The organism is Pseudomonas sp. NPDC087598, assembly GCF_044743525.1.
GTDB lineage: Bacteria > Pseudomonadota > Gammaproteobacteria > Pseudomonadales > Pseudomonadaceae > Aquipseudomonas.
Window position 1 is genome coordinate 24,142 of the sequence record NZ_JBIUWQ010000046.1, and the last position, 24,814, is coordinate 48,955.

The following is a 24,814-nucleotide window of genomic DNA, read 5'->3' on the forward strand; positions in this document are numbered from 1 at the left end:
GCCGCTGGTCTCAGCCTGAGCTCATAAACCCGCCGGGGGATGAATGGCGATGAATCAGCCGATTCTACACCGCTGGCGTCTGGAGGGAATGGCGCAAAGCGTTGTTCCAGTGCCGACGGTGCATGTGGCATGACGACCGGCAGGATTAATCGCTGCCAGGTTGCACGAGCGCATTGGCCTGAGCGCTTCTGGTGCGCCGGCTGATCGCGCCGTTGAGTGCCAGCGCGACACAACTGAGCAGTACGAAGCTGTAACCCAGCGTGGCTTGCAGATTGGCCGGGCTCAGACTGATCAGGGCGCTGATCAATCCACCACTAATGAAAATGATTGTGCTGCCTGCCGAAGCCGAGGTGCCGGCGTTGTCGGGAAACAGCGCCATGGCCCGAGAAGTGGCGGCCGGCCGTGTGATGGTGGTGCCAGCGGTGCAGATCAGCATCGGGATCAGCACAGTGGCCGGGGCCAGCGCGTGATTGGCGGCCAGATACAGCATGGCCAGTCCCGACAACAGAATCAGGCTCAGCCCGGTAATGATTTGTCGGCCTGGCGTGATGCGTCGATTGAGCATGCTGGCGACAATGCCGCCAACAATATAGGCCGCCCCGTAAACCAGCAGAATCAGCGAAAAGTCATAGGGTGCGAGTTGCAACTGATCCATGAAAATCAGCGGCGAAATCACGATGAACGAGAAGTGGCAGGCGAAGCCGAACGCCGATATCAACCAGTAACCAACGGACTCGAAGTTTCCCAGCACCCGCCGGTAAGACTGAATGAAACCCAAGCGCGCGCCACTGCTGGCCGGGCGACTGTTGTCCAGTAGCACCCAGGCCTTGATAAGTACGACTGCCGCGAGTGCAGTAAATACCCAGAAGCTGCCGCGCCAGCCAAGTGTGGCTTGCAGAAAGGTGCCGGCCAGCGGCGACACCGATATGAAGATCCCGCTGGCGGTGACCATCAGGATACGCAGGCGATCGCGCTCCTCACCTTCAAACAGATCCTGCACCAGTGCCTGGGACAGCACGAAACAACCGCAGCCCACTGCCTGTACGACACGGAATATCAGGAACAGCGTGTAATCGCTGGTCATCACACAGCCAAGGGCACCGAGCATCGACACGCTCATCCCCGCGAGCAACAAGCCCTTGCGACCGATCACATCGGACAGTGGGCCGATCAGTACCTGGGCAAATGCGATACCCACGGCGAACAGGCTGATCGACAGTGCGATGTCCGCCGGAGTTGTCTGGAAATGCGCGGCCAGTGCCGGAAACGAAGGAAGCAGGACATCCAGTGGGAACGCGCCGAGCAGTACCATCGCCAGCAACAGGCTGACAGCCCCGCGACGCTGGCGGGGGGTTACCACGGATTTTCCTTTATCCATCGATCAGTCCTGCCTTGGTAAAAAGTGCCTGGTTATTGGGCGAGGTAAAGAAACCGGCCTTGCGCAGTGCATCCAGCGTAGCGATGGAACCTGATTTCGCACGTGCACGGCTGGCCTGTACCGTTGCCATGCTGCCAACAATATTGCGCACATCGCTGTCGGCGATGCCCGCCCCGCGCAGGCTTTGTTGCAGCCAGCGTTCGTCGGCCTCGAAGAAAATGCCAATGATCTCCAACAGCGTTTTGCTCACAAATGTGCGCTGGCGAATGTTCATGGACAACCAGAGATAGTGGAACACTTCCGCGAAGTAGCGACTGTGGCGGGCTTCGTCGGCCAGATGATCGCGCAGCATGTCGTTCACACTGGACACCAGGCTGTCGCGGCAAACGTCCAGCAGTTCCCGGGCAATGATGGTTTCCGAAACGAATCCGAGCAGAAACCATGCCAGTGAACGTTGCTTCTCCGGGGTGCGGGCGATCAATGCGTTCATGCGCGTGATGCGCTTGGGTATCGCGGGGCGCCCGCCAATCTTGTAGAGGGTGGCGATCTGTTCGGCGAGACGATTGGAGAACAGTGCGTGGTAGCCCTCGTCGGTGTAGAGCTGCAGCGCTGCGTGTTTCATCGCCAGAGGCACATAAACGGGCAGCTCCCGGTGCGCGATGACTTCAACCGCGCGATTGACGATGCGATGCTCAAGCAAGGTGGTGTAGTCGAGAAAGTACACCAGATGATTGGCGGTCAATCGGTGCAGCACCTCACGGCCTGCGGCCTGAATCGCTGGATGAGCCAGATAGGGCAGGAAGCCGGGTGGAAACCAGTAACGGCTTTCAAGTTGTTGCTGCACATCGTCCGGCAACTGATAGTTGTGGGTGCTGGTGCGTACCGAGGCGCGACTGTCCCAGTCCCCCAAGGTAAATTTGAGCGCCCATGACACGGGTACTTCGGCCGAATCCGGAGTCAGGACGGTCATGCTTGTACCTCGCGCAGCAGATCGTGCATTTCCTGACACATGGCCTGACCGTCGCTTTCCCCACAGCCGACAAAGAACAGCGGTTGCTCGGCGCTTTCCTCAAGCTTGAGCAGTGCTTCGACTTGCCTGTCGGCAAACGCTCCGGTCAACCAGGTGTTGAGGCCGAGTGCTGTGGCGACCAACTGAAAGGTTTGCGACAGATGGCCGGCTTCCACGAATGCCATGCGATAGGCCCGTGAGTGCTCGTATTTCCACCAGAGCCGATCGAATCGGGCGGTGATGAACAGGCCCAGCGGCAGGTTGTTGATGAAATGCTGGCCGCCGAGCAAAACGCCGAGCGCGGATTGAGGCAATGAATTGACCCGGCTGAGGGCGTGGTCGGTCGGCTCATAGGCGTAGATTCCGGGCTCCAGACCGTCGACGTTCTGCACCAGCAGAAAACCTTCGCAGGCGTTCAGACCGCCGCCGGAAGGGCTGCTGCGGCGTGCGCCGAGATCGTCGGCGATGCTGTCGTCGCGGCCACTGTCGCGCTCGCGCAGGTAGCCGAGTGAAAGGTAAAGCAGGGTGCCCACGTCATCGAGCGTCATCGCCGCGCCGGTATAGGTGCGACAGGTTTTTCGCTGGAGCAGGGCGTGAGTCAGGCTGTCGTCGCGCAATTCATGTGGATGGGGCAACGCGATGGACTGCCCGGTTTCCTGCTGTTGGCGTTCTTTCGCGGGAGCCGGTGTAGCCAGGACTTCGTTGCAGTGAGCCAGATATTGCCTGGACCACTCATGAGTATTCTGTGGGGTGTGTTCGCAGGGAATGTTTTGCGTGCCGATATGATAGATCTTCGACAGTTCATCCCAGCCCCACTGTGGACTGTCGATTTTTGAAACGGTTAGGATGCCCGCACTTAATAGTTGTGTGTCTATTATGCTGAGCGTGTCGAACAGGTCGGGGTTGTTAATTAGTTGGGTAAGTCGGATCGAATAGTCAAGATCGAGTTCATGTTGGGTGTGATTTTTGTAGTTCCATATTATTTGTCCCGGCGAGCGCGGCAATATAAACAGGTAAGGGTTTATGTACATGTGGTTTGTTTACTCTGGAAAAGATCGAAAAGGACGCTGGGTTGCCGGCACTTCCCGGCGTCCTGCCTTACTTAGCGGGCTTTAGGGGCAACCAGAAAAGCCAGGTTGGCGATTTTGTTGGTTTCCAGATAAATGGTTTTCATGATGTGAACTCCTTGTTCATTGATAGTTGAAGTCGCCTTGTGGTGACAACTTCATAATAGTTTGTAATGGATTATTGGCAAGTGGATATTAAGTAGGAATATTCCAGTAATTTTGTCGGAGCGATCTTTAGCTGGAGTTAGTCTTTGTAGGGTAAGTTTCAATAATTAAAAGGCGTAAGGAAATGTCCTGCACGTTATCAGGAAGGCCGTGTAGGAAGTTTTGATTGTTGAAGCAGAAAGTGCGCCCTGGCTGGTATGGGCTGGCGTAAAGCAAACGGGGAGCCTGCTGGCTCCCCGTCATCCGCATTGATCAGCTGTTTGGCAGCAGGCGGCAGGTGATGCTCTTGATGTAGCGGGTTTCGGCGATCGCCGGGTGTACCGGGTGATCCGGGCCCTGACCGCCACGCTCCAGCAACTGGATGTTGCGATCCAGGTGACGGGCGCTGGTCAGCAGGATGTTCTGCAGGTCATCTTCCGGCAGGTGCATCGAGCATGAAGCGCTGACCAGGATGCCGTCCTTGTTGAGCAGACGCATGGCTTGCTCGTTCAGGCGACGGTAGGCACCTTCGCCGTTTTTCATGTCTTTCTTGCGTTTGATGAACGCTGGCGGGTCGGCCACGATCACGTCGAAGCGTTCTTCGCTGGCTTTCAGTTCTTTCAGCGCTTCAAAGACGTCGCCTTCAATGCAGGTCATCTTGTCGGCGAAGCCGTTCAGTGCAGCGTTGCGCTCGACACCGTCGAGGGCGAAGGCCGAGGCATCGACGCAGAACACTTCGCTGGCGCCGAAAGCAGCAGCCTGCACGCCCCAACCACCGATGTAGCTATAGAGGTCGAGCACGCGTTTGCCTTTGGCGTACGGTGCCAGGCGCGCCCGGTTCATGCGGTGGTCGTAGAACCAGCCGGTTTTCTGGCCCTGAATGACCGGGGCTTCGAACTTCACGCCGTTCTCTTCCAGCGCAACCCACTCCGGCACCAGGCCGAACACGGTTTCTACGTAGCGGTTGAGGCCTTCGGCGTCACGGGCAGCGGAATCGTTCTTGAACAGAATGCCGCTTGGCTTGAGCACTTGGGTCAGCGCGGCGATCACGTCATCTTTATGCGCTTCCATGGTCGCCGAAGCGATCTGGACCACGAGGATGTCGCCGAAACGGTCGACGACCAGGCCTGGCAGCAAGTCGGAATCACCGTAGACCAGTCGATAGAACGGCTTGTCGAACAAACGCTCGCGCAGGGACAGGGCGACGTTCAGGCGATGCACCAGCAGCGATTTGTCCAGCGCGACCTTGGTGTCGCGCGACAGCAGGCGGGCGCAGATCAGGTTGTTCGGGCTCATCGCGACGATGCCCAGCGGCTTGCCGCCGGCGGCTTCGAGGATTGCCTGATCGCCAGCGTTGAAGCCGTGCAGTGGCGTAGCGGCCACATCGATTTCGTTGCTGTAGACCCACAAGTGACCGGCGCGCAGGCGACGGTCGGCGTTGGCTTTGAGACGCAAGCTAGGCAGGGACATGACGTCGCTCCGGAAAAAAGAGCGGGAGTATACCGTGTTGACGCCAGTGCCGGGTTTGATGAGCGATGAAACGCTGATGGCCTTTTTTCGCGAGCAGGCTCGCTCCCACATTTGAAATGCATACCAATGTGGGAGCGAGCCTGCTCGCGAAGCGATTCTGAATATTACGCGGACAGGGCGTCGATCAGCTCACGATTGAACGCCGGAATGTCATCCGGCTGGCGGCTGCTGATCAAGTGCCCGTCTCTGACCACTTCCTGATCGACCCAGTGCGCCCCGGCATTCACCAGATCATCCTTAAGCGTCTTGTAACTGGTGATGGTTTTGCCATTGACCAGCCCTGCCGAAATCAACAGCCAGCTACCATGGCAGATCACCGCAATCGGTTTGCCGGCCGAGGTGCCGGTCTTGACCAGATGCTGGGCATCCTGATCGATGCGGATGGTATCGGAGTTCTGTACGCCGCCGGGCAGCACGATCGCGTCATATTGTTCGCTGCTGGCGGCCTGGAAAGTCTGGTCGACCGTGAAGTCGTCCGCCGGCTTGTCGTGATTCCAGCCTTTGACCTTGCCGGCTTCGGCCGAGAGGATATCGACCTGCGCACCGGCCTGTTCCAGCGCCTGCTTGGGACCGGTCAATTCAACCTGTTCGAAACCATCGGTTACCAAAAAAGCGACGCGCTTGCCGTTGAGTGAAGTAGCCATCAATAAGCTCCTGAGTCGGTTGGAAATAGCCGCGCCACGGGATCGAAATGAACCGTCGGGCATTACAGAGTCCGAAGCCGGGGCTTGAATGAAAGTTCCTGACAATTGCCCACTGGTGTGTCGTCTTGCGGTTTTTAGGGGTTAGAATCGCCGCCTGTCCCAGAGTGTGTACTTATGTCCCAAGAGCTGACCACCGAACAGATTCAACAATCCCTGCAGGGCATCAGCGTGCCCGCGCAGCCGCAGATCATGGTGGATCTGCAAATGGAGCAGTACATGCCCGACCCGGACCTGGAGGTGATCGCCAAGCTGATCGCCCAGGATCCCGGCCTGTCCGGCTCGCTGCTGAAAATCGTCAACTCGCCGTATTACGGCTTGAGCAACAAGATCACTTCGATCCAGCGCGCGGTGAATTTGCTGGGTAGCCGTTCGATCATCAACCTGATCAACGCGCAGTCGATCAAGGGCGAGATGAATGACGACACTATCGTCACTCTCAATCGTTTCTGGGACACCGCCCAGGACGTGGCGATGACTTGCCTGACCTTGGCCAAGCGCATCGGCACCCAGGCGGGCGACGAGGCATACGCCCTCGGCCTGTTTCACGACTGCGGCGTGCCGTTGATGCTGCAGCGTTTCCCCAATTACATGTCGGTACTGGAAAAAGCTTACGCCAATGCCAGCGCCGAATGCCGTGTGGTGGATACTGAAAACGCAGAGTTCAACACCAACCACGCGGTGGTCGGTTATTACACCGCCAAGTCCTGGCGTCTGCCGGAACACGTCAGCGCGGCCATCGCCAATCACCACAATGCTCTGGCGATTTTCAGCGATGAGTCGTCGCGCAACAGTCAGCTGAAAAACCTGTTGGCGATTCTCAAGATGGCCGAGCACATCTGCGCCTCGTATCGCGTGCTGGGCAACCAGACCGAAGATTTCGAATGGAACGCTGTCGGCCCGCTGGTACTCGATTACGTAGGGCTGTCGGATTACGACTTCGAAACCCTCAAACAAACGATCCGCGACCTCGGCGCGCATTGATTCGAGAACCTCATGCCTGAATTGCCGGAAGTCGAAACCACCCGCCGGGGCATTGCCCCGCATCTGGAAGGCCAGCGCGTCAGCCGGGTGATCGTGCGTGACCGGCGGTTGCGCTGGCCGATCCCCGAGGACCTTGATGTGCGCCTGTCGGGGCAGCGCATCGTGTTGGTCGAGCGCCGGGCCAAATACCTGTTGATCAACGCCGAGGTCGGTACGTTGATCAGCCATTTGGGCATGTCGGGCAATCTGCGTCTGGTCGAGGTCGGGTTGCCGGCGCTCAAGCATGAGCATGTCGATATCGAACTGGAGTCGGGTCTGGCCCTGCGCTACACCGACCCACGACGTTTCGGCGCGATGCTCTGGAGCACCGATCCGCTCAATCACCAATTGCTGATTCGTCTGGGGCCGGAGCCGTTGACTGACCTGTTCGACGGCGAGCGGCTGTTCCAGCTGTCCCGCGGGCGCTCGATGGCGGTCAAGCCGTTTATCATGGACAACGCGGTGGTGGTCGGGGTCGGCAATATCTACGCGACCGAAGCGCTGTTTGCTGCGGGGATCGATCCGCGCCGCGAGGCCGGGGGCATTTCCCGGGCGCGGTATCTGAAGCTGGCGATCGAGATCAAACGCATCCTCGCCGCCGCCATCGAGCGTGGCGGCACTACGTTGCGTGATTTCATCGGCGGTGACGGGCAGCCGGGGTATTTCCAGCAGGAACTGTTTGTCTATGGTCGTGGCAATGAGCACTGCAAGGTCTGCGGCACCGGTCTGCGCGAAGTGAAGCTGGGGCAACGCGCCAGTGTGTTCTGCCCGCGCTGCCAGAGCTGAGGCAAAAAGCTGAAAAAGTCCTACGGTCTATAGTGAGTTGTCTCACTGTTCAGCCCGAAGGATCGTGCCATGAAATCCTTGCAAGTCCTCTTCGCAACACTGCTGCTGTGTTTCAGCCTGGCGGCTCAGGCCACTGAAAACGGCAGTGGTGACCCGCGTTACACCATCCAGAATCCCCCGGCCTACGCCATGATCGGCGATTTGCTGATTGCCCGACCTCTATTGGTGGTGGCAACGGTGATTGGCGCGGGTGCGTTTGTCGTGTCGCTGCCATTTACCGCGTTGGGTGGCGGGATTGGCGATGCGGGGCAGGCGCTGGTCGTGGACCCGGCGAAAGCGGCGTTTGTGCGGTGTCTGGGGTGTACGGGGGAGGGGTTTGAGCAGCGCGAGTGAATCGGGATTTGTTGTGAGGCTGATGGCCCTTTCGCGAGCAGGCTCGCTCCCACAGTTTGAAATGCATTCCAATGTGGGAGCGAGCCTGCTCGCGAAGAGGGCCGAACAGGCGCTGAAGGACTCAGGCCTTGCCGGTGATCTTGCGGTACTTCTCCATCAACTGCTCTTCAGTCTCCGGATGCGCTTCGTCCAGTGGAATGCAATCCACCGGGCAGACCTGTTGGCACTGCGGTTCGTCGTAGTGGCCGACGCACTGGGTGCACAGGTTCGGGTCGATCACATAGATCTCTTCGCCTTGGGAGATGGCGGCGTTCGGGCACTCGGGTTCGCAGACGTCGCAGTTGATGCAATCGTCGGTGATGATCAGGGACATGCTAACTCCAGCCGGGGCGGCAGGCCCGGGCGCTATAAATCAATGCGCGCAATTGTGCCGCATTGGCGAGCGCAGTGCACGTTGCTGCGATCAAGGGCTGCAATCAAAAGCCAGTATCGCAGCCTTCGACAGCGCCTACTTTTTGAAGCGTAGGGTCAGGGCGTCGGCCACGGCCGGGTGGACGAACTTGCTGATATCGCCGCCCAGCGCGGCAATTTCCCGGACCAATGTCGAGGAAATGAACGAATAACGCTCGGACGGCGTGAGAAACAGGCTCTCCACGTCCGGCGCCAACTGGCGGTTCATGTTGGCCAGCTGAAATTCGTATTCGAAGTCCGACACCGCACGCAAACCACGCAGGAACACGTTGGCATTCTGCTCTTTGGCGAAATGCGCCAGCAGCGTCGAGAAGCCGACCACTTCCACGTTCGGCAGGTGTTTGGTGACCTCGCGAGCCAGTTCAACCCGTTGTTCCAGCGGGAACAGCGGATTTTTCTTGGGGCTGGCGGCGACGGCAATGATCACGTGGTCGAACAGGCGCGAGGCGCGTTCGACCAGATCGCCATGGCCCTTGGTAATAGGGTCGAAGGTACCTGGGTACAACACTCGGTTCATCGCGTCGTCCTGGCGGGAGTCCGTTGGGGAGTCGGATGGTATCGCAGCCGTCCCGGTCGGCCAAGTCGCCTGTTGGGTAAGAAAGCACTATAGACGAAGGGAATATTCTGCTTTTTCATGGATTTTTCAGCCGATCGGCAAGGGCCGTCGCCAATTGTGCCGTCAGGCCATACACCGATAATTGCGGGTTGGCGCCGATACTGGTGGGGAACAGCGAGCCGTCGTGGATCGACAGATTACTCAACTGATGATGGCGACCGAGGCTGTCGGTGACCGCGGTTTTCGGCTCTTCGCCCATTGCGCAGCCGCCCATGACGTGGGCACTCCCCAGCCGCGTGCGATACAGCTCAAGGCTCAAGCCATCGATCAGGCTGCGCGCCTCGGCCAGAGTTTTCACGTAGTGCGCGTCGGCATGCATCGGCATCACCGTTTTGGCCCCGCCGGCAAACTGGATCTCGGCCATGCTGTGGAACGCACGGCGCAGACCTTCCCAGGCGTAGGGTGAAACCTGATAGTCGAGCACCGGCGAGCCGTCGCCGCGCAATTCGACACTGCCACCTTGGCTGTCCTGATGAAAGCCGTCGCGCAGTAGCGCCAGCATCGCGTGGGTGTGCGGCAGATCAGCCATGTGCTCGGCATTCTGCTGGCCGAAACCGCCGAGCAGGGTGGCCGCCAGCGCCGGGTGCAGCGGCGGCACTTCGAGTTTGTAGCCCATCGGCCCGGTCGCGCCGTCCTTCCACTGGAAATAATCCGAGTAGATCGACTGCGGTGCACCGTAGAACGGATTGATCACCTCGTCGAAGCGTGCGGCGGACATGTTCACCAAATGCAGAAAGGTGCGTTTACCCAAGCGCTGATGCGGGTCCGGTGCATCCGAGCGCAGCAGCAGCGCCGGACTGTTGATACCGCCGCCGGCCAGCACGTAGTGCCGCGCCTTGACGGTGATCTTGCGCCCGGTCGGCGCGACGCAGCGCTCGTCCATCCCCACGCATTGCAGGCCGGAGATTTTGTCGCCGTTGATCAACAGCTTTTCCGCACGGGCCAGATAAAGCAGTTCACCGCCCTTTTCCAGGGTTGCCGGAATGGTCGTGACCATCATCGATTGTTTGGCATTGGTCGGGCAGCCCATGCCGCAGTAACCGAGGTTCCAGCAGCCGCGCACGTTGCGCGGGATCACATGCCAGCTGTAGCCGAGTTGCTCGCAGCCTTTGCGGATCACGTCGTTGTTGGCGTTGGGCGGGACCATCCACGGCGCAACGCCGAGGCGCTGCTCCATTTTTTCGAACCATGGCGCCATGTCGGCAGGGCTGTGGCCTTTGACGTTGTGCTCTTTGGCCCAGTGCTCAAGGGTCGGTTCCGGGGTGCGGAAACTCGATGTCCAGTTGATCAGCGTCGTGCCGCCCACTGCGCGGCCCTGCAGGATAGTGATCGCGCCGTCCTTGCTCATGCGGCCGATGCCTTCCTGATAGAGGCTGCTGTAGGCCTTGTCTTCGAGCATTTTGAAGTCCGTGCTGGTTTTCAGCGGACCTTCTTCGATCAGCAATACCTTATAGCCGGCGGCACTGAGGATTTCCGCCGTGGTGCCGCCACCGGCGCCGCTGCCGATGATCGCGACGTCGGCCTCGAGGGTCAGATCGTCGGTGAGTTGGGCGCCGTTGTAGGTTTTCCAGCCTCGGGCGAGGCCTTCGCGAAACGGGTCGGGTACGGGCATCGATCAGGTTCTCTTGTTTTTGTAGTTTTTGCTGGCCCCTTCGCGAGCAGGCTCGCTCCCACAGGGGAATGCGTTTCAAATGTGGGAGCGAGCCTGCTCGCGAAGGACGCGCCTCGGGTTCAGACAGTGGGCGGGCCGGGGTAGCCGCAATGCGCCCAGGATTCGGCGCGGGTGTACCAGGCCATCATCACCATTTGCTGCAAGGAGCTGTGGCCCATGCGCAGCAGGCTCAGCGAACTGTTTTGCCAGCGGTCGAGGAAATGACGGATGGTCTCGGGACTGGCGTTTTCCCAACTGCCCCAGATCCCGGTCAGCGGCCCGCGCGTCACGGCCATGCCCAACACATCGAACAGTTGGCGGGTGAGCTTGAGCATTTCCGGCGACAGATGATCGAGGCTGTAGTCCAGCGATTTGAGCGTGCCGTCGACGGCGCTCGGCATCCGCTCGGCCGCCACGGCGCCGTCGAGCATCACTGGAATCAGTGCACGCAAAAACAGCAGATCGCCGTCGCGCAATGTAATGAAGCCATTGGCCGCGACGCTCGACGAACAGCCGCTGAGGCTGGCGCCGACGCCAGCGGTGGCAAGGAACGCCGTGGCGCCGAGGCTGAATTTCAGCAGGCCACGGCGCGACAGCGCAGGTGTATCGGTCAGGCTTGGGTGCATTGTTGTTATTACCCGCTGGCGATGACGAAGGATTAGCGAATGAACAGCTTCTGGATCAGCTTTTGAATGGATTTGCCGTAGGGCGGGTAAATCAATCTGGCCGCGTTGAAGCGCTGTTTAACCAGCACCCCTTTGGCTTTGCTGAACGTCAGAAAACCCTCGTGACCGTGGTAATGGCCCATGCCCGAAGCGCCGATGCCGCCGAAGGGCATGTCGTCCTGCGCCACATGCAGCAGCGTGTCGTTCAGGCACACGCCGCCGGAATGGGTTTCGTGCAGCACGCGATTCTGTTCGCGTTTGTCGTAGCCGAAGTAGTAAAGAGCCAGAGGACGTGGCCGTTGATTGATGTAAGCGAATGCCTGCTCCAGATCCCGGTAGGGCACGATCGGCAGCAGCGGGCCGAAGATTTCGTCCTGCATCACCGTCATCTCGTCGCTGACATTCAACAGCACGCTGTGCGGCATGCGCCGGCCCTGCCCCTGATCGAACAGCGGGATCAGCAACGCGCCTTTGCTGGTGGCGTCGCTGACGTAGCCGTTGAGCCGGGCCAATTGGCGTTCGTTGATGATCGCCGTGTAGTCCGGATTATCGGCGAGGGTTGGATAAAAACTCTGCACAGCCTGGCGATAGGCTTCGACGAAGCCGCCAACCCGGTCTTCCGGGACCAATACATAATCGGGAGCGACGCAGGTCTGCCCGGCGTTGAGGGTTTTGCCGAAGGCAATGCGCTCGGCGGCATCCTTGAGCGGTACGTCGCGCGAGACGATGGCGGGCGACTTGCCGCCCAGTTCCAGCGTCACCGGAGTGAGGTTTTCCGCGGCAGCGCGCATCACATGTTTGCCGATGCTGGTGGCGCCGGTGAACAGCAGGTGATCGAAGCGCAAACGGGAAAACGCCACGCCGATATCGGCTTCACCCAGTACCACGCAGACCAGGTCTTCAGGGAAGATCCGCGCCAGCAATTCCTTGAGCAACAGCCCGGTGGCCGGGGTCGATTCGCTGAGTTTGAGCATCACCCGGTTGCCCGCAGCCAAGGCTCCGACCAGCGGGCCGATAGCCAGATAGAGCGGGTAATTCCACGGCACGATGACGCCGACCACGCCCAATGGCTGGTAGACCACCTTCGCCGAAGCAGGCTGGAAAGCCATGCCGACCTTGCGCCGCGACGGCTTCATCCAGCCATTGAGATGGCGGCTGGCGTAGTGGATGCCATGCAGGCTCGGCATCAGTTCGGCGAGCAGGGTTTCATCGGCGCTGCGGTGGCTGAAATCGGCGCTGATCGCCTCGATCAGCGCCTGGCGTTCGTTGCTCAGCAATTCTCGCAGCGCCTTGAGCCATTGCTGGCGCTGGGCCGCGGGTGGCATCGGGTTGGCGGCGTATGCGGCCCGTTGCGCAGCGAACTGCCGATCAAGCTCTTCCAGTGGCTGTTGCAGCGTTTGCAGGTAGGCAATGTCGGCAGTCATGGTCGGCTCCGGAATTATTGTAGTGAGGAACTTTTTAGAGTCTATGCTCTAGAAAGTCAAATGACTTCCTTGCACGGCAGTGTTTTATCCATTTCCGGATAGGTCGTAAGATGCCCCTCATCGCACTCTGAATTAAAGCTCAAGCCATGGCCCCACGAATAAAAACCAGCGAGCGTATCGTGCTGAACAGCCTCGAGCTGTTCAATCAGCAGGGCGAACGCAGCATCAGCACCAATCACATCGCTGCCCACATGGAGATTTCTCCGGGCAACCTGTACTACCACTTCCCCAACAAGCAGGCGATCATCGCCGTGTTGTTCAGTGAGTACGAAAGCCTTGTCGACAGCTTCCTGCGCCCGCCGCAGGGGCGCGCCGCGACGGTCGAAGACAAGCGCTTCTACCTCAAGGAGCTGTTATCGGCGATGTGGCGCTACCGCTTTCTGCACCGCGATCTCGAGCACCTGCTCGACAGCGATCCGGAGTTGGCCGCGCGCTATCGACGCTTTTCCCAGCGCTGCGTGATCCAGGGTGCGGCGATCTATGAAGGCTTCGTCGCCGCCGGGATCCTCGCAATGGATCGCGTGCAGATCGAATCCCTGACCCTCAACGCCTGGATCATCCTGACGTCGTGGGTGCGCTTTCTGTGCACCACCCGGGAAAACTCCAACCACCTCAGCGAGCAAGCCATCAAACGTGGCGTGTATCAGGTGCTGGTGCTGGAAGCCGGGTTTGTCACCGATCAGGCGCGTGAGCAGGTCAATGCGCTGTTCGAGGAGTTCTACGTGCCGCTGGCCCAGGCCCTTGAAGACGTGAAGTAAATCGTTTCGTTGAAATCCCACAGGAGCCCGTTATGCCGATTGCGCAACTGATCAGCCCCAACGCTCTGGATGCTCGCAAGGGGCAACCGGGGCTGGTGATTCTCGATTGTCGTTTTGCCCTCGAAGACCCGGACTACGGGCAGCGTAGCTACGCTGAGGGGCATATTGCCGGGGCGGGTTTCGCCGATCTTGAGCGTGACCTCAGCGGCAAAGTGGTCAAGGGCGTGACCGGGCGTCATCCATTGCCGGAGCCGGCAGAACTGGTCGAGCGCTTGCAAGCCTGGGGCATCAATGCCGACAGCGACGTGGTTTTATATGACGACGGCCCCGGTGCCTACGCGGCGCGTGCCTGGTGGTTGCTGGCGTGGCTGGGCAAGCGGGATGGTGTGTTCATTCTCGATGGCGGGCTCAATGCCTGGCATGCGGCGGGTCTGCCGCTGAGTCTGGATCCACCGACGATCACGCGTGGGACCTTCAGTGGCCAGCCGGACATGACCCTGCTGCTCAGCGCCGAACAATTACAGCAGCGCCTCGGCCAACCGACCCTGACCTTGATCGATGCGCGGGCCTTGCCGCGCTTCAAAGGCGAAGTCGAGCCGATCGACCCGGTTGCCGGGCACATTCCCGGCGCTCAATGCGCGGCGTTTACGGACAACCTCGGCAGCGACGGGCGATTCCTGCCAACGGATCAACTCAAGCAGCGCTTTGCCGCCAAACTGGGCGATCGCTCGCCAGCGGATCTGGTGGCGTATTGCGGCTCCGGCGTGACGGCATGTCACAACCTGTTTGCGTTGTGTCTGGCGGGTTATCCGCTGGGTTCGCTGTACGCCGGGTCGTGGAGCGAGTGGATCAACGAGCCTTCGCGCGGTATCGCTACTGGCGAATAAGCACCGCAAACCCACTCTGTGGGAGCGAGCCTGCTCGCGAAGGCATCGAATCAGTCGACATCGATGTTGAATGAACGACCGCTTTCGCGAGCAGGCTCGCTCCCACATGGGTTATGCGGTGTCTGGGGAAATTTTCCGGGCACTGCGATACGCCGCCGGCCCCACGCCATAAACCTGCTTGAACTGCCGGCTCAGATGGCTTTGATCGGCAAATCCCAATTGCAGGGCGACTTCCACTGGCAAACAACCGCTTTGCAGTAACCCCCGGGCCGTCGCGATGCGTTGCTGCATCAACCAGGTATGCGGCGGCATGCCGGTGGCTCGGCGGAACACCCGGGCGAAGTGAAAGGGCGACAGATTGACTGCCGCTGCCAATTCTTCCAGCGATGGCGGCGCCGCCAGTTGCGCGTTCAGCAGTTCTTTGGCCAGCAGCACCGCCCGATGTTCCTTGCCGGGTTTGCCTGGGATCCGCACGGCGGCGTGACGCTGTAACAGCGACATCATCATTTCGCGCCAGACGGTTTGCTGTTGCAGCGCGGTGGCCGGGTTTTCCAGCAAACGGTGCAACTGACAGAAACCGTTGACCAGATCCGGGTCGCGGTACAGCGTTTCGCCAAAGGCAGGCATCGGCGCGCTTGGCAGTTCCAGTTCGTCCAGCAACGCCATGACTTTCCCGGTATCGGGATAAAACGCCCGGTACAGCCAGCCGTCCTCGGTGCCCTTGTGGCCGGTGTGCAATTCATCCGGGTTGATCAGTACCAGCGTGCCGCTGCCCGCCAGATGTTCAGCGCCGCGATAGCGATAACGCTGGGCGCCGGCCATGATCATGCCGATCACGTAGCCATCGTGAACATGCGGGGCAAAACGTTGCTCAATGTAGCGTGCCGACAGCAGTTCGACCCCGGCCAGCGGCGTGGTTTGCCAGAAACGGATCGACTCGCCCTGATCGCTCATGTCGTCAGGCGTGCCAGCCACTGCGGGATGCGCCGCTCCAGGTAATAACCCGGCTGACGCATCGAGCCATCGACGAAGCCGACGTGTCCGCCGCGAGTCTGCAGTTCGAATTCGGTGCAGTCCGACAACTCAGTGGCTTGCGGCAGGCTGTGCGGGAATACGAACGGATCATCCGCCGCCTGGATGATCAGGGTTGGCGTGCGGATTTCGCCGAGAAAGTAGCGACTCGACGCACGGCGATAATAATCCTTTGCATCGGTGAAACCGTGAAGCGGCGCGGTGACCCGGCCGTCAAAATCCCAGAATGTGCGCATGTTCTCCAGCGAGCCGAGTGCCGCCAGCGCGGCGAGGCCATCGTCGCGTCCATCATGCTGGAACTGACGTTGCTTGTTCTTGATGTAAGCGACCATCTCGCGCATGAAGTGCGCCTGATAGACCTTGGAAAACCCCTGGCCGATGCGATCGGCGCATTGGTCGAGGCGAAACGGCACCGACACCGCTACCGCGCCGAGCACACCGCTGGCGCTGCCGGTTTCCCCCAGATGCTTGAGCAGCACGTTGCCGCCCAAGGAGTAGCCGACGGCGTACAGCGGCGCCAACGGTCGTTTGGCGCGCAAGTGACGAATGGCTTCAGCGAGGTCTTCACTGGCGCCGGAGTGGTAGCTGCGCGGCAACAGATTCGGTTCGCCCGAACAGCCGCGCCAGTTCAGCGCGACGCTGGCCCAGCCTTGATCGGCTAATGCCTTTTGTACCCCGGCCACGTAGGGCGAATTGGAAGAGCCGGTCAGACCGTGCAACACCAGCACCAACGGTGCATCAGCGCTATGCGGGCCGTGCCAGTCAAGATCAAGGAAGTCGCCGTCGTCCAGCCAAAGCCGTTCGCGCTCGCGTTCAAGGTGAACGGTTTTGCGCCACAGCGGTCCCCATAAGGTTTGCAGGTGTGGATTACCCAGGCCGAAGGCTGGATTGAAACGCAGGCTGGGTGACAGGGAGCTTGGTTGCACGACACATCTCGACAAGGTCTTACCTAAAGCGGCCGACGCCAGGCGCCTGCCGCTTTCAATTAAAACCTAACTTGCCACAAAGCCTGCTTCGGCGCGACACATGCTCTGGGAGGAGGCGCCGGGCGGTGTGACGGGCAGTGCCGGCAACGGCTGCTGCTCGACGGTTGCGCCGATGGTCAGGACGCGCCAGCGGTCGGCGGCCAGTTGTCGGTTCAGCGCTTCGTGGATTTGCCGGGTGGTCAGGCGTTGAACCTGCTGAACGGTGTAGTCGAGGTCGAGAGGCAGGTCGTGGCGATTGATTGCCACCAGTTGCTTGAGTATCTGCAGGTTGCTGGCGCGGTTGAAGGCGCTCATGTTGGCCACGTACTGCTTGATCTGCTCGAGTTCCTGTTGCGTCGGCCCGTCGCGCAAAAATTCACTGAACAACGACCGGGTCAACGCCAGCGTAGCCTCAACGAATTGCGGACTGACTTGCAGGGAAATGCTCATCAGGCCTGCGCCGGCCCAGTGGCTGTTGTCGGAATCGACGTCGTATACCAAGCCGCGTCGCTCGCGCAGTTCGTTCATCAAGCGACTGTTCGGCGTCCCGCCCAATATTAGATTGGCGACGTACAGCGCGACGTAATCCGGATGCTGAGGCGGCACTGCTAACTGAGCGAGCAGGAGATGGGTCTGGGTCTGTGGTTGCTCCTCGTGGCGGGTCACTTCAGCACCCGTCCGGCCCAAGGCGGGTAGCGGCGGGCTGGCAGTTCCGGGCGGCGTGGTCGGCAACGCATGGCTGATTTGCAGGCTGATGGCCTGTGCCTGTTCCAGCGTCAGGTCCCCGACCAGCGTTATCTGTGCATGACGGGCGCTATAGAACCGTTGGTGAAAATCTTTGACCGCTGCCCGGGTCACTGTTTGCAATCCCTGGTCCGTGCCATAGAACGGCAGTGCGTAGGGGCTGCCCGGGGCGAGCAAGGTTCTCACTTGGTGCATGGCGGAATTGCCCGCCTCGGGCGATTTGAATTTGAGGTAGTCACGCAGGACCTTTTTCACTCGCTTCAATGCGCCATCGTCGAGCAACGGCTTGCCGAGGATCTGCGCAAACAACTGCAAGGCCGGAGTGCTTTTCCGGGCATCGCTCAAACTGCGCATGTGCAGATTGGCGCGGTCATGATCAAGGCTCATGTCGAGCTGCGCACCCAGGCCGTCGAAGGTTTCGAGAATGGCCGACAGGTCTTTGCCTTCGACGCCTTCATTGAGCAGGCTGAACGTGGCAGCGGCGAGCCCTGGCAGGTTGTCGTCCCGTGCACTGCCCGCCGCGAAGCTGACATGCAGATCGAACATCGGCAGCTCGGCGGTGCGGATGAACAGCACCTTGGTGCCGGTCAGGGTCTTCCAGGCCTTGATGTCCAGCATGCGTGAAGTGTCGACAGGGGGGGCGAGTACCTGCAGCGAATGCAAGCGCGATGCAGGAGAGTTCGCCGGCGCGACAATCGCTGTGTCCGCCAGTGTTTGAGTGCCTGCCAGACATGTAACGAGTCCGAGCCCAAACAATGTGCATCTGGCGCGCCGAAATTCCTTACTCATGGCCTGCCTCCTTGAATACCTGAGCGACCGTCAGGCGTTCGCGGGTCAAAAACGTGGCGGCGGCCTGCTGAATGTCAGCGGGTGTCACTTGTGCCAGTTCATCGGCATCCTGATCCAGCATCTGCCAGGGCAGACCGATACTCTCCAGCGTGGCCAACTGGTGGGCCTGTTCAACGATTGAGTCTCGTGCATAGATCTGCCGGGCGATCAATTGCGTGCGGGCGCGCTCCAGTTCCTCGACGCTCGGCGGCTGGTCATGCAGTTCTTCGATCAACTGCCAGATTCGCGTCTGCGCCGCGTCGAGCGTATCGGTGTGAGTGCTGGGAAGTTGAGACGTCAGTAACAGCAGGCTGTCGCCTCGCGTCAGGTGGTCGTAAGAGGTGCTGATCTCGCTGAACAGTGGTTCGGCATACTGCAAGCGCTTTTGCAGGCGAGCGCTATGGGCGCCGCCCAGCAACATGTCGATCAGGCGCAGAGCGTGCACCGATCGCCGATTCTCGGCCGTGTTCAGTCCCGGTACGTTGAAGGCCATCATGATCAACGGTGTGTGGATCGGAAGATGCAGAGTCAGTTTGCGTTCTCCGGGTTGGGCCAGCTCCATCGGCTGCACCGGCGGCGTGACGCTTCGTGTCGCCAGGTGGCCAAAGTAGCGCTGCACCAGCGGTTTGACCTGATCAAGCGTCACCGCGCCGACGACCACCAATGTGGCGTTGCCAGGCGCATAACGGCTTTCGTACCAGTGGCGCAAAGCGTCGGCATTCAAACGGTGCAGGTCATGCATCCAGCCGAGAATCGGCGTCTGATAACTGTTGGCCAGATGCGCCACGGCGGTGAGGCGTTCAAAGGCCAGATGGTGGGCATCATCGTCGGTGCGCCAACGACGTTCCTCGCGAATTACCGCCATTTCCGCGATCAGATCTTCACTGCGCAGATGGGCGGTCGACATCAGGTCGGCCATCAGCTCGAATGCGACGCCCAGATAGCGCGGCGCCAGTGTCTGGTAATAGGCCGTGGCATCTTTATGGGTAAAAGCGTTTTCCCGGGCTCCGAGGGTTTGCAGGATCGCCGCCGCTTCACCGGCGCAGGTTTTGCTGCTGCCCTTGTAGAGCATGTGTTCGAGTGCGTGGGATATCCCGCTCTGCCCCGGCGACTCGTCGGCGGAACCCACCCTGAACCAGATTTGCGAAGTTACCAGCGGCGCGCGATGGTCTTCGCGCACCAGCACTTTCAGGCCATTGTCCAGGGTGAATGAGTGAGTCGCAGGTGGGGCGGCCAGGCTGATCAAGGGCGCCAGGCAAAGCAGGAGCAGCATCCGGCTGCAAAATATGTCCATAGGTGAATCGTCCAAAGTGGTTAGCGCTGAGTGCGCTAACCACTTTGGCGAGAGTCGAGGGGCGAAGTGCGGTATCTATTTATCGCTGACGCAGTGAGCGCACAGGGCTTGGCGAATCAGGCGCTGCGTTGCCACAACGCGTAATAGACGCGTCCGGACTTCTGCTCGCGGTGCAGGCGCCAGTTGCCCGGAAGGCCCAGCGTCGAAGGCGCGGCTTCGCTTTCAGTGTAGATCCATGAGTCGGGCGCCAGCCACTGACGCTCTTCAAGCAGAGTACACACTGCCGGCAGCAGATTCTGGTTGAACGGCGGGTCGAGGAACACCAGATCAAACGGCGTGGCAACCTGCGTTTCCAGATAGCGCAGGGCGTCAGCGGTCTGCACCTGACCGTTGGTGCAGCGAAGCGTGCCGAGGTGTTCTTTCAGGCTGGAAACCGCAATATTGCTGGCGTCCAGCGCCTGACCCGTTGCCGCGCCACGCGACAGGGCTTCGAGAAACAGCGCGCCGCTGCCGGCGAACGGGTCGAGCACCTTGGCCCCTTCAACGTACGGCGCGAGCCAGTTGAACAGGGTTTCACGTACACGATCCGGCGTCGGGCGCAGGCCCGGCGCATCGGGGAAGCTCAGCTTGCGGCTGCGCCATTGACCGCCAATGATGCGCAACTGGTTCACACCGTTGTGAACGTTGTGCGCAGGTTTTTTCGGTGAACGAGTAGCCATTAATGCTCCGGAACCCCGAGCGGTTGCTCGGCAGGTTTATCAGATGGGGCCGGTAACGGCTTTTGCGGCACGGTCGGGCCAGCGCTGACGATGACCATTTTGTCCGTGCTCAGGTGTTTGTTCATCGCGTCTTTGACCTGCTCGACAGTCAGGCTCTGGGACTGACGCATGAAGTCATCCAGATAGCTCAGCGGCAGATTATAGAAGCCCATGGCGCCAAGTTGACCGACAATGTCGGCGTTGCTCGCGGTGGACAGCGGGAAGCTGCCGGCCAGTTCGCGTTTGGCGTCGTCGAGTTCTTTCTGGGTCGGGCCGGTTTTCAGGTAGTCGGCGATTACGTCTTGCACCAGTTTCAGGGTGCCTTCGCTCATTTCCGCGCGGGTTTGCAGGTTGATCATGAACGGGCCACGGGCCTGCATCGGGCTGAATCCGGAATACACGCCATAGGCCAGGCCGCGCTTCTCGCGCACTTCACTCATCAGACGCGTGCCGAAACCACCGCCGCCGAGAATCTGGTTGCCCATCGACAAAGCAGCGTAGTCCGGGTCGTCGCGGTCGATGCCCAGTTGCGCGATCATCAGGTTGGTTTGCTTGGACGGGAACTCGATGTGACCGACGCTGGCCTTCGGATCCTGTGGCTGAGCGATTTTCGCCAGCGCCGGGCCTTTCGGCAGGGCGGCGGATACCTGATTGGCAATGGCTTCGGCGTCAGCGCGAGACAAGTCGCCCACCAGCGCGATCACCACATTGCCAGCCGCGTAAGCCTTGGCGTGGAACTCACGCAGTTGCGCCAGAGTGATTTTCGGCACGCTCTGCGCGTTGCCGTCGCTGGAGTGCGCGTACGGGTGATCGCCATACAGACGCTTCATCAGCTCCAGGCTGGCGAGTTTGCCGGGGTTCTGTTTCTGATATTCGAAACCGGCAAGCAGCTGGTTCTTGATGCGGGCGAACGAGTCGGCCGGAAAGGTCGGTTTGCCGACCACTTCCGAGAACAGCTTCAAGGCCGGTTCACGCTGGTCGACAGCACTGAGGCTGCGCAGCGATGCCAATGCCATATCCTTGAAGGCACCGTTGCCAAAGTCCGCACCGAGACCTTCGAAGCCCTGAGCGATGGCGCCGACGTCTTTGCCGGCGACACCTTCGTTAAGCATCGCATTGGTCAGCACCGCGAGACCTGGGGCGTTGCCATCCTGGCTGCTGCCGGCGGCAAAGATCAGGCGCATGTCGAACATCGGCAGCTCATGCGCTTCGACGAACAACACCTTGGCGCCTTCGGCGGTGTTCCAGGTCTGCACGTCGAGTTTGCGGCTGGCCGGGGCCTTGCCGTCGAGTTCGGCCAGTGATTGCAGCTTCTGGCTGGACCTGGCGTTATCCAGCGCTTCACTGGCGTTGGTCTTGGCGCCTGGGGTCAGATAGAACGCGGCAGAGCCGATCACTGCAACGGCGATCAGGCCGAGCAACAGGCGTGGGGATTTGCGCTCACTCATGAGTCGTCTCCAGTGGCAGGACGTGGGCGACGCTGAGACGTTCGCGGGTGAAATACAGCTTGGCGGCCTTCTGGATGTCTTGCGGGGTCACGCTTTCCAGATCGGCGAGTTCGGTGTCCATCAGCTTCCACGACAGACCGACAGTCTCCAGTTGGCCAATAGCCGTGGCCTGACTGGTGATCGAGTCACGCTCATAGACCAGACCGGCAATCACTTGCGCACGGACGCGCTCAAGCTCTGCGGCGGATGGCGCGGTGGTTTTCAACTGTTCCAGCAGCTTCCACAGACCGGCCTCGGCTTGCGCCATGGTCTTTTTCTTCTGGGTGTTCGGCGTGGCCGAGAGGGTGAACAGGCTGTCGCCGCGAGTGTAGGCGTCGTAGCTTGACGAACCGCCGGAGACCAGCTCTTCGCCGCGCTCCAGTTGCGTCGGGATGCGTCCGCTGTAACCGCCATCAAGCAATGCCGAGATCAAGCGCAGAGCGTTGACCGAGCGTTTGTCTTCAGCGGTGGCGATGCTGGGCACATTGAAGCCGAGCATCAGGCTAGGCAGTTGAGTCTGCACGTGCAGGGTGATCTGGCGTTCACCCGGCTCAGCCAGTTCCAGCGGTTGTTTCGCCGGTGGCACGTCGCGTTTGGCGATCGGCCCGAAGTAGCGCTGGGCGAGGGTTTTCACCTCATCCGGGGTGACGTCGCCGACCACCACCAGCGTGGCGTTGTTCGGCACATACCAGGACTGATACCAGTGGCGCAGCTCTTCGACTTTCATGCGGTCGAGGTCAGCCATCCAGCCGATGGTCGGCGTGTGGTAACCGCTGGCCGGGTAGGCCATGGCCTTGTAGCGTTCGTAGGCCTTGGACATCGGTTTGTCATCGGTGCGCAGACGGCGCTCTTCCTTGATGACTTCGATTTCCTTGGCGAACTCGTCGGCCGGCAGGCGCAGGTTGGCCATGCGGGCGGCTTCCAGTTCGAAGGCCACGCCCAGACGGTCACGAGCCAGCACCGGGTAATAAGCGGTGAAGTCGTCGCTGGTGAACGCGTTCTCTGCGGCGCCGAGGTCGCGCAGGATCAGCGAGGCTTCGCCGGGACCGACTTTTTCGCTGCCCTTGAACATCATGTGCTCAAGCGCGTGGGACAGACCGGTCTGGCCCGGGGTTTCGTAGCTGGAACCGACCTTGTACCAGACCTGCGACACCACCACCGGCGCGCGATGGTCTTCACGCACGACGACCTTCAAGCCGTTATCGAGGGTGAATTCGTGAGTCGGTTGCGGGTCGGCCGCCAGGGCCGAAAGGGGCAGGCAGACTGTGCTGAACAGCAGGCCAGCAGCGCGGCGGGCTAGAGCATTCATTCGTTTTTTAACCTGTTGGGCTGCCCGCTTGGTCTTAGCCTAGGCGGGCGAGGAGGTGCTAGGATACTGATCCGTTTTACCGGCGACCACGCCTATCAGGTTTTCAGGCCTGATCAGGTTGTATGGGTTGGCGGCAGAAAGCTGCGGTTTATCGACTAAACTTCGCTTTTTCGCCGATTTTGCCGGTTTAGTCCTTCGTTAATACGATTCTTTGGGGTGCCGCTGGCGCCTCGACAAAATGTTGCGCGTGAACAAGCTGGATGAAACACAGTCTGTTCTGCATCGAATATTTATTTGCCGGGGCGCCCTTATGGCGCGTCGCTACCGTGAGATAGCCGTCCTCCATGTTTGGTTCCAACGACGACAAGAAGACCCCAGCTGCGGCTGGCGAGAAGAAAAGCCTGTTCGGATGGCTGCGTAAAAAACCGCAGGAACCCGTCGTCGAACAGCCGCCCGCGATTCCCGAGCCTGCCCCGGCACCAGCCCCGGTTATAGAGGAAGAGCCGGCACCGATCGTTCTGCCGATCGCCGAGCCGGTGCTGCAACCGGCCGCCGAGCCAGAACCTGAAACCCCTGTGGTTGCCGAGGCGCCGCTGACCCCGGTAGCCGAGCCGTGGCTGACGTTGCCAGTGGCGGAAGAGCCGGTAGCGCTGGTTGAAGAGGCCGCGCCGCATGTCACGCCGCCGATTCCTGCACCCGCTGCGCCTGTTGCCGAGGTCGCTGCGGCGCCTGTGGTTGAGGCGGTTGTCGAGCCTGCGCCGGTTGTTGCTGAGCCAGTTATTGCCGACCCTGTGATTCCTGAGCCAGTTGCCCCGGTAGCTGTTGCTCCGATTGCTCCGGTCATTCAACAGCCTGCACCTGCACCGATTGTCGCTGCGCCAGTGGTGCCGGTTGAGGTGGTTGCCGAAACGCCCGTCGAAGCTCCGCGCACCGAAGAAACCAAAGCCGGTTTCTTCGCTCGCCTGAAACAAGGCCTGTCGAAAACCAGCGCCAGCATCGGCGAGGGCATGGCCAGCCTGTTCCTCGGCCGCAAAACTATTGATGACGATCTGCTCGATGACCTCGAAACCCGTCTGCTCACCGCTGACGTTGGCGTCGAAGCCACCACGCAGATCATCCAGCGCCTGACCCAGAAGGTCGCGCGCAAGGAACTGGCCGACTCCGACGCGTTGTACAAATCGTTGCAGGCCGAGTTGGCCGCGATGCTCAAACCCGTCGAGCAACCGCTGAAAATCGTTTCGCAGAACAAGCCATTCGTGATTCTGGTGGTCGGCGTCAACGGCGCTGGCAAAACCACCACCATCGGCAAATTGGCGAAGAAGCTGCAACTGGAAGGCAAGAAAGTCATGCTCGCCGCCGGTGACACCTTCCGCGCCGCCGCGGTCGAGCAGTTGCAGGTTTGGGGTGAGCGCAACAAGATCCCGGTCATCGCCCAGCACACTGGCGCCGACTCGGCTTCGGTGATCTTCGACGCCGTGCAGGCCGCCAAGGCCCGTGGTATCGACGTGCTGATCGCCGACACCGCCGGTCGTCTGCACACCAAAGACAACCTGATGGAAGAACTGAAAAAGGTTCGCCGGGTGATCGGCAAACTCGATGCCGACGCACCGCACGAAGTGCTGCTGGTGCTCGATGCCGGTACTGGCCAGAACGCCATCAACCAGGCCAAACAATTCAACCAGACCGTCGAACTGACCGGCCTGGCGCTGACCAAGCTCGACGGCACCGCCAAGGGCGGGGTGGTTTGGGGGGGGGGCGGGGTCCTCGGGGTGGCGGGGGGGTGCGGCGGGGGGGGGGGGGGGGGGGGGGGGGGGCGGGGGGGGGGGGTCGGGCG

23 protein-coding genes are annotated in these 24,814 nt (G+C 60.5%); 6 read left to right on the forward strand and 17 right to left on the reverse strand.

All coding sequences use genetic code 11. The annotated features are described in order from the left end of the window. Positions 1-145: 145 nt before the first annotated feature. From ACIOWE_RS21995 to ACIOWE_RS22015, 5 genes are all read right to left on the reverse strand, one after another. Entirely contained in the window at positions 146-1,378 is a 1,233-nt protein-coding gene (locus tag ACIOWE_RS21995; RefSeq protein WP_401395780.1) for an MFS transporter, read from the reverse strand. After that, positions 1,371-2,348, reverse strand: a complete 978-nt coding sequence (locus ACIOWE_RS22000) for a diiron oxygenase (protein ID WP_401395783.1) — start codon at positions 2,346-2,348, stop codon at positions 1,371-1,373. The genes ACIOWE_RS21995 and ACIOWE_RS22000 overlap by 8 nt, the downstream gene beginning before the upstream one ends. Beyond that, positions 2,345-3,418, reverse strand: a complete 1,074-nt coding sequence (locus ACIOWE_RS22005; protein ID WP_401395786.1) for a SagB family peptide dehydrogenase — start codon at positions 3,416-3,418, stop codon at positions 2,345-2,347. The genes ACIOWE_RS22000 and ACIOWE_RS22005 overlap by 4 nt, the downstream gene beginning before the upstream one ends. Before the next feature lie 453 nt (positions 3,419-3,871). Next, complete coding sequence (locus tag ACIOWE_RS22010; protein ID WP_007913577.1) at positions 3,872-5,068, reverse strand: class I SAM-dependent rRNA methyltransferase; 1,197 nt, start codon at positions 5,066-5,068, stop codon at positions 3,872-3,874. A 164-nt stretch (positions 5,069-5,232) separates the two neighbouring features. Next, positions 5,233-5,772 (reverse strand): type 1 glutamine amidotransferase domain-containing protein, encoded by a 540-nt coding sequence (locus ACIOWE_RS22015; RefSeq protein ID WP_401395790.1) that lies wholly within the window; start codon positions 5,770-5,772, stop codon positions 5,233-5,235. A gap of 228 nt (positions 5,773-6,000) precedes the next feature. Between ACIOWE_RS22015 and ACIOWE_RS22020 the strand changes: the two genes are divergently transcribed. The 3 genes from ACIOWE_RS22020 to ACIOWE_RS22030 all read left to right on the forward strand — a co-directional run bounded on the left by ACIOWE_RS22020 (position 6,001) and on the right by ACIOWE_RS22030 (position 8,031). Then, on the forward strand, positions 6,001-6,813 hold the full coding sequence (locus tag ACIOWE_RS22020) for an HDOD domain-containing protein (RefSeq protein ID WP_277762206.1): 813 nt from the start codon (positions 6,001-6,003) through the stop codon (positions 6,811-6,813). Between the two features lie 12 nt (positions 6,814-6,825). Further along, on the forward strand, positions 6,826-7,638 hold the full coding sequence (gene mutM, locus ACIOWE_RS22025) for a bifunctional DNA-formamidopyrimidine glycosylase/DNA-(apurinic or apyrimidinic site) lyase (RefSeq protein ID WP_401395793.1): 813 nt from the start codon (positions 6,826-6,828) through the stop codon (positions 7,636-7,638). Between the two features lie 69 nt (positions 7,639-7,707). Next, positions 7,708-8,031, forward strand: coding sequence for a multidrug transporter (locus tag ACIOWE_RS22030; RefSeq protein WP_401395796.1), 324 nt, complete (start codon positions 7,708-7,710; stop codon positions 8,029-8,031). Positions 8,032-8,152: 121 nt separating this feature from the next. Here ACIOWE_RS22030 and ACIOWE_RS22035 read toward each other — a convergent pair whose 3' ends face one another. From ACIOWE_RS22035 to ACIOWE_RS22055, 5 genes are all read right to left on the reverse strand, one after another. Further along, positions 8,153-8,404, reverse strand: a complete 252-nt coding sequence (locus ACIOWE_RS22035) for a YfhL family 4Fe-4S dicluster ferredoxin (RefSeq protein WP_003195146.1) — start codon at positions 8,402-8,404, stop codon at positions 8,153-8,155. A gap of 135 nt (positions 8,405-8,539) precedes the next feature. Next, entirely contained in the window at positions 8,540-9,019 is a 480-nt protein-coding gene (coaD, locus tag ACIOWE_RS22040; RefSeq protein WP_003229157.1) for a pantetheine-phosphate adenylyltransferase, read from the reverse strand. Between the two features lie 115 nt (positions 9,020-9,134). Continuing rightward, entirely contained in the window at positions 9,135-10,730 is a 1,596-nt protein-coding gene (locus ACIOWE_RS22045; RefSeq protein ID WP_401395799.1) for a GMC family oxidoreductase N-terminal domain-containing protein, read from the reverse strand. A 119-nt stretch (positions 10,731-10,849) separates the two neighbouring features. Further along, positions 10,850-11,395, reverse strand: a complete 546-nt coding sequence (locus ACIOWE_RS22050; RefSeq protein ID WP_401395802.1) for a twin-arginine translocation pathway signal protein — start codon at positions 11,393-11,395, stop codon at positions 10,850-10,852. Between the two features lie 32 nt (positions 11,396-11,427). Then, positions 11,428-12,858, reverse strand: a complete 1,431-nt coding sequence (locus ACIOWE_RS22055; protein WP_401395805.1) for a coniferyl aldehyde dehydrogenase — start codon at positions 12,856-12,858, stop codon at positions 11,428-11,430. Positions 12,859-13,004: 146 nt separating this feature from the next. Here ACIOWE_RS22055 and ACIOWE_RS22060 point away from each other — a divergent pair, with 146 nt between their 5' ends. Both ACIOWE_RS22060 and ACIOWE_RS22065 read left to right on the forward strand, forming a co-directional pair. Beyond that, a complete protein-coding gene (locus ACIOWE_RS22060; RefSeq protein WP_201236421.1) occupies positions 13,005-13,676 on the forward strand; it encodes a TetR/AcrR family transcriptional regulator in 672 nt (223 codons plus the stop codon). A 32-nt stretch (positions 13,677-13,708) separates the two neighbouring features. After that, positions 13,709-14,563, forward strand: a complete 855-nt coding sequence (locus tag ACIOWE_RS22065; RefSeq protein WP_401395808.1) for a sulfurtransferase — start codon at positions 13,709-13,711, stop codon at positions 14,561-14,563. A 111-nt stretch (positions 14,564-14,674) separates the two neighbouring features. On the opposite strand, the gene ACIOWE_RS22070 is transcribed toward ACIOWE_RS22065, so the two are convergent. The 7 genes from ACIOWE_RS22070 to ACIOWE_RS22100 form a co-directional block, all read right to left on the reverse strand. After that, the gene (locus tag ACIOWE_RS22070; protein WP_401395837.1) at positions 14,675-15,517 is read right to left on the reverse strand and encodes an AraC family ligand binding domain-containing protein; all 843 of its coding nucleotides are present in this window, start codon (positions 15,515-15,517) and stop codon (positions 14,675-14,677) included. After that, entirely contained in the window at positions 15,514-16,521 is a 1,008-nt protein-coding gene (locus ACIOWE_RS22075; RefSeq protein ID WP_401395811.1) for a hydrolase, read from the reverse strand. Before ACIOWE_RS22075 ends, ACIOWE_RS22070 begins: the two co-directional genes overlap by 4 nt. 66 nt (positions 16,522-16,587) lie before the next feature. Beyond that, complete coding sequence (locus ACIOWE_RS22080; RefSeq protein ID WP_401395814.1) at positions 16,588-17,922, reverse strand: M16 family metallopeptidase; 1,335 nt, start codon at positions 17,920-17,922, stop codon at positions 16,588-16,590. Between the two features lie 163 nt (positions 17,923-18,085). Beyond that, positions 18,086-19,426, reverse strand: a complete 1,341-nt coding sequence (locus ACIOWE_RS22085) for a M16 family metallopeptidase (RefSeq protein WP_401395817.1) — start codon at positions 19,424-19,426, stop codon at positions 18,086-18,088. Positions 19,427-19,542: 116 nt separating this feature from the next. Continuing rightward, entirely contained in the window at positions 19,543-20,145 is a 603-nt protein-coding gene (rsmD, locus tag ACIOWE_RS22090) for a 16S rRNA (guanine(966)-N(2))-methyltransferase RsmD (RefSeq protein WP_401395820.1), read from the reverse strand. Next, positions 20,145-21,632: a M16 family metallopeptidase gene (locus tag ACIOWE_RS22095; RefSeq protein WP_401395823.1), complete on the reverse strand. Its 1,488-nt coding sequence runs from the start codon at positions 21,630-21,632 to the stop codon at positions 20,145-20,147. Before ACIOWE_RS22095 ends, rsmD begins: the two co-directional genes overlap by 1 nt. After that, positions 21,625-22,980, reverse strand: a complete 1,356-nt coding sequence (locus ACIOWE_RS22100; RefSeq protein WP_401395826.1) for a M16 family metallopeptidase — start codon at positions 22,978-22,980, stop codon at positions 21,625-21,627. Before ACIOWE_RS22100 ends, ACIOWE_RS22095 begins: the two co-directional genes overlap by 8 nt. 344 nt (positions 22,981-23,324) lie before the next feature. Here ACIOWE_RS22100 and ftsY point away from each other — a divergent pair. Continuing rightward, positions 23,325-24,814: signal recognition particle-docking protein FtsY (gene ftsY, locus ACIOWE_RS22105; RefSeq protein ID WP_401395829.1), on the forward strand; the 1,490-nt coding region annotated here is incomplete at its 3' end.